General features: G+C 65.7%; 8 protein-coding genes and 1 pseudogene. 7 read left to right on the top strand and 2 right to left on the bottom strand.

Annotated features, from left to right (window positions below; translation table 11 throughout):
- The 7 genes and pseudogenes from IN820_RS17475 to IN820_RS17445 all read left to right on the top strand — a co-directional run.
- Positions 1-867, top strand: a pseudogene (locus IN820_RS17475) (hypothetical protein); the annotation flags it as partial.
- Positions 864-1250 carry a hypothetical protein gene (locus IN820_RS17470; protein ID WP_193682199.1) on the top strand — a complete coding sequence of 129 codons (387 nt, stop codon included), beginning with the start codon at positions 864-866 and terminating at the stop codon, positions 1248-1250. The pseudogene IN820_RS17475 and the gene IN820_RS17470, both read left to right, overlap by 4 nt.
- Before the next feature lie 287 nt (positions 1251-1537).
- Positions 1538-1954 (top strand): VOC family protein, encoded by a 417-nt coding sequence (locus tag IN820_RS17465; protein WP_193682198.1) that lies wholly within the window; start codon positions 1538-1540, stop codon positions 1952-1954.
- A 22-nt stretch (positions 1955-1976) separates the two neighbouring features.
- Positions 1977-2126 carry a hypothetical protein gene (locus IN820_RS17460; protein WP_193682197.1) on the top strand — a complete coding sequence of 50 codons (150 nt, stop codon included), beginning with the start codon at positions 1977-1979 and terminating at the stop codon, positions 2124-2126.
- A gap of 172 nt (positions 2127-2298) precedes the next feature.
- Positions 2299-3432 carry an efflux RND transporter periplasmic adaptor subunit gene (locus IN820_RS17455; protein WP_193682196.1) on the top strand — a complete coding sequence of 378 codons (1134 nt, stop codon included), beginning with the start codon at positions 2299-2301 and terminating at the stop codon, positions 3430-3432.
- Positions 3432-6518, top strand: coding sequence for an efflux RND transporter permease subunit (locus tag IN820_RS17450; protein ID WP_193682195.1), 3087 nt, complete (start codon positions 3432-3434; stop codon positions 6516-6518). Before IN820_RS17455 ends, IN820_RS17450 begins: the two co-directional genes overlap by 1 nt.
- The gene (locus IN820_RS17445; protein WP_193682194.1) at positions 6515-7864 is read left to right on the top strand and encodes a TolC family protein; all 1350 of its coding nucleotides are present in this window, start codon (positions 6515-6517) and stop codon (positions 7862-7864) included. Before IN820_RS17450 ends, IN820_RS17445 begins: the two co-directional genes overlap by 4 nt.
- A gap of 34 nt (positions 7865-7898) precedes the next feature.
- Here the strand turns inward: IN820_RS17445 and IN820_RS17440 are convergent, their stop codons facing one another.
- Both IN820_RS17440 and IN820_RS17435 read right to left on the bottom strand, forming a co-directional pair.
- Positions 7899-8816 (bottom strand): DMT family transporter, encoded by a 918-nt coding sequence (locus IN820_RS17440; RefSeq protein ID WP_193682193.1) that lies wholly within the window; start codon positions 8814-8816, stop codon positions 7899-7901.
- Positions 8817-8988: 172 nt separating this feature from the next.
- Positions 8989-9285 (bottom strand): DUF1883 domain-containing protein, encoded by a 297-nt coding sequence (locus tag IN820_RS17435; protein WP_193682192.1) that lies wholly within the window; start codon positions 9283-9285, stop codon positions 8989-8991.
- Positions 9286-9511: the final 226 nt, after the last annotated feature.

Below are 9511 nucleotides of genomic sequence, written 5' to 3'. Positions count from 1 at the left end.
GTGAAGGCCGGACAGATGATCGTGCTCAGCGACCCCGACAACCAGCAATGCACCCGCGAAGAAGCCCTGCTGATGGACGCGGCGGCCAAGGTCAATGCGGCTCTGGAGCCGCTGTCACCTGCAGAGGCCGATTTCATGGTCCGGCACCGGAATGAAATCGAATCCTTTCTCACCTATGGCGCCACCTCCGTAGGTGTCGGCACGTCCGTGTTTTACAAGCATCTGGAAGGCGTAAACAGCTCGCTACGCAGTATCGAGGCCTTGCACCAGCGAACCTTCCAGCGGCACGGCCACCTACGCTCTCCGGAATTCTTTGCCGAGCGCAAGCGCCTGTTCAGCCAGTTGGACGCGCAGCTCACTTCGCTGACCAGAAAAGGCACGGGAATACCCGATCATCCCAACCTCAAGAGCGCCTTGGGCATTTCCAGCCGCAGCCTCGTACACCGCTGGACGAAAGCCGGCGCGCCCGAGCAGATTCCCGGCTATGCCACGCATATCGACGGAGTGGCCAAGGCTGCGAAATACATCAGATATGGCGGCTGGATCGGCACGGCCGTTGGCGGCGGGGCTTCTTATATGAAGGTGCAGGATGTGTGTACGGCTGGCAATGCCGAGGCTTGCGAAAAGGTGAAATTTACCGAGACAGGTAGCTTTGCAGGCAGTGTCGTGGGTGGCGCAGGAAGTGCTGCCATTTTAACGGCCCCAGCAGTGGGCAGTGTCTGTGTCGCGCTGGGTGTACCTACTGGTGGAGTAGGGACTCTTGTATGCGGACTTTTGGTAGTCGGAGCCATATCGTTAACTGCTGGGACTGTCGGCAATATGACCGGAGAGGCAATAGGAGAAAAGATTCACGAGGCCATTAAATGAGTTTAACTACGACTGACAAAATATTTCTTTGCATCGGTCTGATCGATTTTGGAGGTCTGTTAGTTTGGATTGGAACTGCACTGTATATGGCCTGCACGAAGGCGGACGAAATGCTGCGATATTTGAAAAACTGCACAGGCATTATGGCTATTAGCCCTTTAAGACACGGTGGTCCGTGGGGTAAGCTGATGTTTATAGGCGGGATTTCTGGGTTTATTTCCTTTGCAGGTTTTTATTTGAAACGGGGCAAACTAAGCGCGGAAGACTTACAAGATTTTCCGGCTTACCTTAAGCACGAACTGGTTATTCTGTATTTGTCTGGCTGTGGGCTTCTACTTGTAATGCTCGGGCTTGGGGTAGTAGTGAAGCTCGATCTCGTCTAATTTTGCGGTGGCTTTATGATGGAGTGTATCGGGCCTTCTTTTCATATTTGTTTTGATTTGGGTCGCCGGCAAGGTTACAGCCTGGTTAGTTTAATCAAGCTTATTTGATGTGATATGGCGAAATAGTCTTGCGGTGATCGGGAGTGGCCTTGGGCGGGGCTGGCGGCAGCTCGACAGTCATGATCTCGCCGCGTGACAAGGAGCAGTTCATTCAAGAAATCGAGGCATTGCGTCGAGCTGTCGGCTGACAGGTCCATTCGAACTCACAGCTCAGGAGAACAGAGCACATGAAGCCACGGGTCACTGTCATAACGCTCGGCGTCGACGACCTCGAAGTGTCATTGCGCTTCTACCGCGATGGCCTGGGTTTTCCTTGCGAAGGCATCATCGGCGAGGCGTTCGAGTATGGCGCGGTTGCGTTCATCCCGCTTCAGCCCGGGCTGCGCCTGGCCCTGTGGCCGCGCACGAGCATTGGCCATGACACCGGGCTTTCGCCAGGCCCTGCCAACCCGACTGAAATGACGCTGGGCCATAATGTCGCGACCAAGGCGGAGGTGGATGCCGTCATGGCAAAAGCAATTGCTGCGGGTGCCGTCATCGTCAAGCCGGCGCATGAGACGTTCTGGGGCGGCTACTCCGGCTACTTCCAGGACCCCGATGGTCACCTCTGGGAAGCTGTCTGGAATCCGCAATGGTTGGACTGAGACACCATTCAAAGGAGGCCCCATGCCCAAGCGCAAGAGCCGGCCACTGCAAGTCGGCGTTGGCCTGGCGCTCGGCGTCATCATCGGCATGGCGCTGGACGACATCGCGATGGGCATCGGCCTAGGCCTGGCCATCGGCATCGCCTTCTCCCTCGGCGGGCGCAAGCCATGAGTTCCGCCTGAGAGCGGCAACGGCTGAAAGCCTTTGCAACGCATCCGCGAGTAAGTTCCGTACATAAAGGAAGAAATCGAGGGCGAAATCCGTTACAACGGCACGGTTCCGGTAACGCTCCGGCGCGACCGCGAACGAACGGCAACAGACCCTAATGCCATCAAGGAACGATATGCCCCTGCTTCGAACATTGTCGTTGCTCGTGCTGCTCCTGCTGTCGAGTGCCGTGGCCTACTGGTGGCTGGCCGCGCCCGAGCCGCTATCCGACAGCGCGCCGAGCGCCGTGCCGGTGGTCATGCACGCGGTCGAGCGGCGTGACGTACCGGTGCTGCTGCGCAGCCTGGGCCGGGTGCGGGCGCTACGCAGCATCGAGGTCCGCCCGCAGGTCGACGGCATCCTGGTCGAACTGCCCGTGGCCGAGGGCCAGCGTGTGCGCAAGGGCGACCTGCTGGCGCGCATCGACGACCGCAGCATCGCCGCCGCACTGCGCCAGGCCGAGGCCGAGCGCGACGTCACCCGCGCCGAGCTGAACATCGCCCGGCTCGACCTGCAGCGCTACCGCAACCTGGTTCGCGAGCGCGCCGCGCCGGCGCAGACGCTGGACCAGCAGGAAGCCTTGGTGACGCGCCTGCAAGCCACCCTCGGTACCCGCGAGGCAGCCGTGGCGGCGGCGCAGGTACAGCTGTCCCATACCCGTATTCATTCGCCCGCCGATGGTCGCGTGGGTATCCGCAACGTCGACGAGGGGGCCCTGGTCAGAAGCAGCGATGCCCTCGGCCTGTTCTCGGTGGTGCAGACCGACCCGATCCACGTCGAGGCGACCCTGCCGCAGAGCCGCCTGCCCGACCTGCAGCGCATGCTCGCGAGCGAGCCCGAGGCAGCGGTGGTGGCCTACCGCGAGGATGGCGGCGAGGCGATCGCCAACGGGCGTCTGGCCCTGATCGACAACCGTGTCGCCCTGGACACCGGCACCATCCGCGTCAAGGCGCTGTTCGACAATGGCGACGAACGCCTGTGGCCGGATCAGTCGGTGGTGGTGACCTTGCAGTCGCGGGTGCTGCCGCAGGTGCTGGTGGTGCCGCTGGAGGCGATCCGGCAGAGCGCCGAGGGCACCTTCGTCTGGCGAGTCGAGGCCGACAAGGCCATGCCGACACCGGTGAAGGTGCTGCATGAGACCGAAACGCTGGCGGTGGTCGAGGGCATCGAAGCCGGCGACCGGGTGGTAACCGACGGGCAGTCGCGGCTGCGCGCCGGCGTGGCGGTCAGGCCCGCGGAGCTGCCAGCCGTGCCGCCGGGAGACGCCTGATGCCGGCGCGCGGCTTCTATGCGTTGTGCATCGGCCATCCCATCGGCATCGTGCTGCTGGCGCTGGCCCTGATCCTCTGCGGGGTGATCGGCTTCGCCCGCCTGCCGGTAGCGCCATTGCCCGAGGTGGACGCACCGACCATCGAGATCACCGCGCAGATGCCCGGGGCCAGCGCGGAGACCATGGCTTCGTCGGTGGCCACGCCGCTGGAGGTACAGTTCAGCGCGATTCCCGGCGTCGACGAAATGACCTCCACCAGTTCGCTCGGTCGGGTCGAACTGATCCTGCAATTCAACCTGGACAAGGACATCGACGCCGCTGCCCAGGAAGTCCAGGCGGCGATCAATGCCGCCTCCTCGCGGCTGCCGGCCGACCTGCCGGAATTGCCGGTGTGGCGCAAGATCAACCCGGCGGACACGCCGATCATCATCCTCGCGGTCACCTCGCCGACGCTGTCGCCCTACGAGGTCAGCGACCTCGCCGAGTCCGCCATTGCCCGCCAGCTGAGCCAGATCGAAGGCGTCGGGATGATCCGTCTCAACGGTCTGCAGCGTCCAGCGATCCGCATCCAGGCACGCCCCGAGCAATTGGTGGCCGCCGGCATCACCCTGGCCGACGTGCGCGACGCGGTGCAGCGCTCCAGCGGCAACCGCCCCACCGGGGCGCTGGTCGGCCAGTACCGGCTGTCCATCCTGGACAGCAACGGCCAGTTGTTCGAACCAGGCGACTACGCCGACCTGGTCGTCGCCTATCGCAATGGCGCGCCGGTGCGCCTCGGCGATGTGGCAAGCGTGAGCCTGAGCGCGGAGAACGCCTACACCCAGGCCACGCCCAACGGCGAGACCGGCGTCGCGGTGGTGGTCCGCCGCCAGCCCGGCGCCAACATCGTCGCCACCGCCGAGGCGGTGACCTCCGCCCTGCCCGAGCTGACCGCGGGACTGCCGGCCGACTTGCGGGTGGAGGTGCTCAACGACCGCACCCGCACCATCCGCGCGTCGCTGCACGAAGCCGAGCTGACCCTGGCGATCGCGGTGGCGCTGGTGATCGGCATCATGGCGCTGTTCCTGCGCCAGTGGTCGGCGACCCTGGTCGTGTTCGCAGTGCTCGCCACCTCGGTGATCGGCGCCTGTGCGGCGATGTACCTGCTGGGCCTGTCGTTGAACAACCTGACCCTGGTGGCGATCATCATTGCGGTGGGCTTCATCGTCGACGACGCCATCGTCGTGGTGGAGAACATTCACCGCCACCTGGAGCGCGGCGTCGGCCGGGTGCAGGCGGCGCTCGACGGCATCCGCGAGATCGGCTTCACCGTGGTCTCGATCACCGCGTCGCTGGTGGCGGCGTTCATCCCGTTGTTCTTCATGAGCGGTTACGTCGGCCGGTTGTTCCGCGAGTTCGCCCTGGCGGCCACCTCGGCCATCCTGATTTCCGTGGTGGTCTGCCTGACCCTGGCGCCGGCGCTGGCCGCGCTGTTCATGCAGCCGCTGCCGGCACACACCGGGCATGGCCCGGTGATGGGCTGGGTGATGCGCCACTACGAACGCGCGCTGGTGTGGGCGCTGGATCATCCACGCATCACCCTGAGCGGCTTCTTCTCCTGCATCGTGATCAGCGTGGGCGGCTTCGTCCTGATGCCCAAGGGTTTCTTCCCGCTGCAGGACACCGGTTTCATGAACGGCACCGTGCAGGCCTCGGCGGACATCTCCTATGAGGCGATGCGGGCCAAGAGCCGGCAGGTGGTGGAGATTCTGCGCAACGATCCCGATGTGATCGCCTTCAACGCCGACATCGGCAATGACGGCAGCTACAGCGTCGGCGGCCTGGCCGTGGTGCTCAGCGACCCCGACGACCGCGCCGCCAGCGTCGAGCAGATCATCGATCGCCTGCGCCCGCAGTTCGCCGAAATCCCCGACCTGCGCGTGACCCTGCGCGCGGCACAGGACATCAACCTCGGCTCGCGCGCCTCACGTGCCCAGTACCAGTATGTATTGCGCAGCCGCTCGCTGGAGGAGCTGGCGGTCTGGACGCCACGCCTGACCGAACGGCTGCAGGATCATCCGCTGTTTCGCGACGTCAACAACGACCTGCAGTTCGACGCCTCGGTGACCCCGGTGCGCATCGATCGCGACGCCGCGGCGCGCTACGGCTTCTCCGCCAGCGACGTGGACAACGCCCTCTACGATGCCTTCGGCCAGCGCCGCATCAACGAGATCCAGACCGCCGCCAACCAGTATCAGGTGGTGCTCGAACTCAGCCACAGCCAGCGCCAGCGGGTGCAGAGCCTGGAACTGTTCCAGCTGCGTTCGCCGATCACCGGGCAATTGGTGCCGCTCGGCGCCTTCGTCAGCGTGCAGCCGCAGCAGGCGGCGCCGATGAGCATCAACCACAGCGGCATGCTGCCGTCGGCCAACCTGGCGTTCAACCTGGCGCCCGGCGTGGCCCTCGGCGATGCCCTTGCCGTGCTGCGCCAGATCGAACAGGACATCGGCATGCCGACCAGCATCGGCGGGCGCTTCAGCGGCGCGGCCCAGGCCTTCCAGCAGACCCTGGCGTCGCAGCCACTGCTGATCCTCGCCGCGCTGGTGGCGGTGTACATCATCCTCGGTGTGCTTTACGAAAGCTTCGTGCACCCGTTGACCATCCTCTCGACCATCCCCTCGGCCGGCATCGGCGCCCTGCTGCTGCTCTGGCTGTGGGGGCTGGACTTCTCGCTCATGGCGCTGATCGGGCTGATCCTGCTGATCGGCATCGTCAAGAAGAACGGCATCCTGCTGGTCGACTTCGCCCTGAACGCCCAGCGTGGCGGCATGAGCCCGCGGGACGCGATCCACCAGGCCTGCCTGACGCGCTTCCGGCCGATCCTGATGACCACGCTGGCGGCGATGTTCGGCGCGGTGCCGCTGATGCTGGCGTTCGGCACCGGCGCCGAACTGCGCGAGCCGCTGGGCGTCGCGGTGGTCGGCGGGCTGCTGTTCAGCCAGTTGCTCACCCTGCTGACCACGCCGGTGGTCTACCTGACGATGGACCGGCATTTCGTCCGCCGCCGGCATGAGCCGCAACCGTCAGCGCCGGGAGAGCAGGCATGAGAGCGCTGCTGGCATGGCTCTGCCTCGTGCTGCTGCTCGGCGGCTGCGCCGCCCGGCCGGCGCCCGCGCCGCTGGAAACGGACATCGCCCTGGCTGGCCTGCCGCTGGACTGGTGGAGGGGCTTTCGTGATCCGGCGCTGGAGCGCCTGGTCGACCTCGCCCTGGAAGACAACCTCGACCTGGCCATCGCCGCCCAGCGCATCCGCGAACAGCGCGCCGTCCGGCGCCAGGCGGCCGGCGCGCTGCTGCCCAGTCTCTACGCCACCGGCCGCCACGAAAAGGCCCGCAACGGCGACGGCCATGACGAGGCGTATTTCTACGGCCTCGACCTGGCATGGGAACTCGACCTGTTCGGCCGCCTGCGCGCCCTGAGCCGCGCCGCCGACGCCGGGCTGCAGGCCGCCGCGGCGGACTACCAGGCGCTGCGCGTGAGTCTGATCGGCGAAGTGGCGAGCACCTACCTGCAATACCGCCTCGCTCTGCAGCAGGAGCGCATCGCCGAGCGCGCCGCCGACAGCCAGGCGGAAATCGCCCGCATCACCCGCATCCGCTTCGACCAGGGCACCGCCAGCGGCTTCGACGTCGAGCGTTTCGACGCCCAGGTCGCCATCACCCGCGCCGCCGTGCCGCGAGCCCGCGAACAGGCCGCCGCGGCGCGCTATGCCCTGGCCTACCTGCTCAACCGCGAGCAGACGGAGATCGACGCCCTGCTCGGTGACAACGCGCGGCTGCCACAGCAGCCCGAGGACGAGCAACTGCTGGCGCTGTTCGAGCTGCCCGCCAGCAGCCTGCGCGGCCGGGCCGACGTGCGCGCCGCCGAGCTACGCATGCGCGCCGCCGACCAGGCGCTGGATGCGGCCAGGGCGCTGCGCTACCCGCAATTGACCCTGGGCGCGCTGGTGGGTGTCGAGCAGGGCGTCTCGGTACCGGCCTGGTCGCTGGGCGGCCAGGTACTGCAGCCGCTGTTCGACTTCGGCCGCATCCGCGGCGAGATCGAGGCCAGCGATGCGCGGCGCGAACAAGCCTGGCTGAGCTACCAGGCGACGCTGATCCAGGCGCTGCGGGAAACCCGCAGCGCCATCGCCGCCTATCTTCAGGGCCTGGAACGCCAGCGCCTGCTGGATAACGCGGTCCGCTCCTCGGCCAATGCCATCGAACTGGCGCGGCGGCAGTACGAGGCCGGCACCGTATCGTTGATCGAAGTGCTCGATGCCGAGCGTACCCAGTTCGACACTCAGCTCGACCAGGTGCAGGCCAGCACCGACGTGGCCCTGCGCTGGGTGGAGATCTACCGCACCCTGGGGCTGGCGCCGCCGACGGAAAGCAATGCGCCGATCGAACATTGAGGCGTCGTCACGTTCGCCCAGCCGCAGATGACTGTCAGCCCTCCTGCTGCCGCTTGCCCTGGCGCAGCAGCAGGCCGATGGCGACCAGCACCATGGCGCTGCCCGGCAGCCAGTTCCAGTCGATTCGCCCGGGCTGCGTCATGAACAGCAGCAGCATCGAGACGAACGGCACGAGATAGCTGTAGGCAGTGACGGCGCCGGGCGTGAGCACCGCAGTCGCGCGCTGCTGGAGGAAGAAGGTCATGGCGCTGGAAAAGACCCCGAGATAGATCACCAGCAGCACGTCCAGCAGGTTCATGCGCAGCAGCGTCTGCGGCGTTTCCCACAGCAGCCCCAGCAGGCCGATGAGTGTGGCGCCTGTCACCAGGCTCCAGAAAGTGCGCAGCCCGGCCTGTTTAGGCAGCACTCCACGCGCCAGCCCCCATTTGCTGAGCACCGGATACAGCGCGGATGCCACGCAGCCGAGGAAGAAGCCCAGTTCACCGAACCCCAGCTGCATGCCCGCGAAGTCGCCGCCGTTTTCCGCCCAGGCCAGCCCCAGCGCGCCGCTCGCCCCAAGCGCGAGAATCGCCAGCAACCTTCCCGCCGGCTGCTCGACCCCCAGGCCGCGGCCCAGGCAATAGGCCAACAGCGGGACGCTGACGAACAGCGTCGCCATCGACAACGCGCTGACCCGGTGCGCCGCCCAGAACATGGTGCCGAAGAAGCCGGCCAGGCACAGCCCCATCGCCGCATACAGCAGCAGGGTACGCCAACCCGGCAGCCCCTCGCTCTGCTGCCAGGCCAGCGGTGCAAGGACCAGCGCGGCGATGGTGAAACGCAGGGCGGTCAGCAGCAGCGGCGGCAGCCCTTCGCTGAGCAGGCCCACCGCCGGAAACGACAGCCCGACGAACAGCGCCCAGAGCAGCATGCCCAAGTGCGCGCGGGAGGTTCCGCGCCTGACGTCAGGCATGCACGGCCACTCCCGTCGAAGCCGGAAAACGCTCGTGGAGGCATGGAAACTGAATCGAACAGAGGCGTTGCGACTGGCTCACAGGCCACTCCTTGGATCGTGGCCTCGCAGGGACACTAGCAGGCTGTTTTTAACGCGGTATGGCCAACGCAGGTAGTTTTTCAACGTCCTGTTAGCGCGAGGCGGACCGTCGAATGACCTTGATCGAGTAGGTAAGGTTCGGTTTGCGCGTCACGCTGATGGCTCGTCGCGTCACCGTATCGAGGGTGATGTTCCAGAATCCGCTGCTCGGCACCACGATCTTCGCCGGGAATCGGTCGAAGGCGCCGCCATGGTAGGTATGGCGACCGCCGTTCTTGAAGCTGCGGAAATTCGCATCGTTCATCAGGCGGATGTTGCAGGTTTGCGAGCACTGGATGACGACGATGTCGTCTTCCTCGAGGTGCTCGCGCTGGTGTATGAACTTCATCGACTGCTCCGGCAGCTCATCGCGGCAAAGGCGAACGATAGCATGCGGGGCGGGGGAATCGGCTGCCACGCAACCACGCTTGTGTAGGAGACGCCTGCGCGTCTTCGCCGCCGCGCTGTCGCGCAGCAAACAGGGTGCAGCGCCGGGAAAGTCGCCTGTGCACACCGCGCCCGTAGGAGCCCGGGGGGGACGCCGAGTCCTTGCCGGCGATCATCGGCGTTGCGGC

The organism is Pseudomonas lopnurensis (genome assembly GCF_015070855.1).
Taxonomy (GTDB): domain Bacteria; phylum Pseudomonadota; class Gammaproteobacteria; order Pseudomonadales; family Pseudomonadaceae; genus Stutzerimonas; species Stutzerimonas lopnurensis.
The sequence above is the reverse complement of the archived record's forward strand: the minus strand, read 5'-3'. Positions and strand labels throughout refer to the sequence as shown.

What these genes read in the sequence shown, in the direction of transcription:
- IN820_RS17455 (WP_193682196.1), top strand. Translation starts at nt 2,299, where the DNA reads ATGCCCCTGCTTCGAACATTGTCGTTGCTCGTGCTGCTCCTGCTGTCG.
- IN820_RS17450 (WP_193682195.1), top strand. Translation starts at nt 3,432, where the DNA reads ATGCCGGCGCGCGGCTTCTATGCGTTGTGCATCGGCCATCCCATCGGC.
- IN820_RS17435 (WP_193682192.1), bottom strand. Translation starts at nt 9,285, where the DNA reads ATGAAGTTCATACACCAGCGCGAGCACCTCGAGGAAGACGACATCGTC.
- IN820_RS17465 (WP_193682198.1), top strand. Translation starts at nt 1,538, where the DNA reads ATGAAGCCACGGGTCACTGTCATAACGCTCGGCGTCGACGACCTCGAA.
- IN820_RS17440 (WP_193682193.1), bottom strand. Translation starts at nt 8,816, where the DNA reads ATGCCTGACGTCAGGCGCGGAACCTCCCGCGCGCACTTGGGCATGCTG.
- IN820_RS17460 (WP_193682197.1), top strand. Translation starts at nt 1,977, where the DNA reads ATGCCCAAGCGCAAGAGCCGGCCACTGCAAGTCGGCGTTGGCCTGGCG.
- IN820_RS17445 (WP_193682194.1), top strand. Translation starts at nt 6,515, where the DNA reads ATGAGAGCGCTGCTGGCATGGCTCTGCCTCGTGCTGCTGCTCGGCGGC.
- IN820_RS17470 (WP_193682199.1), top strand. Translation starts at nt 864, where the DNA reads ATGAGTTTAACTACGACTGACAAAATATTTCTTTGCATCGGTCTGATC.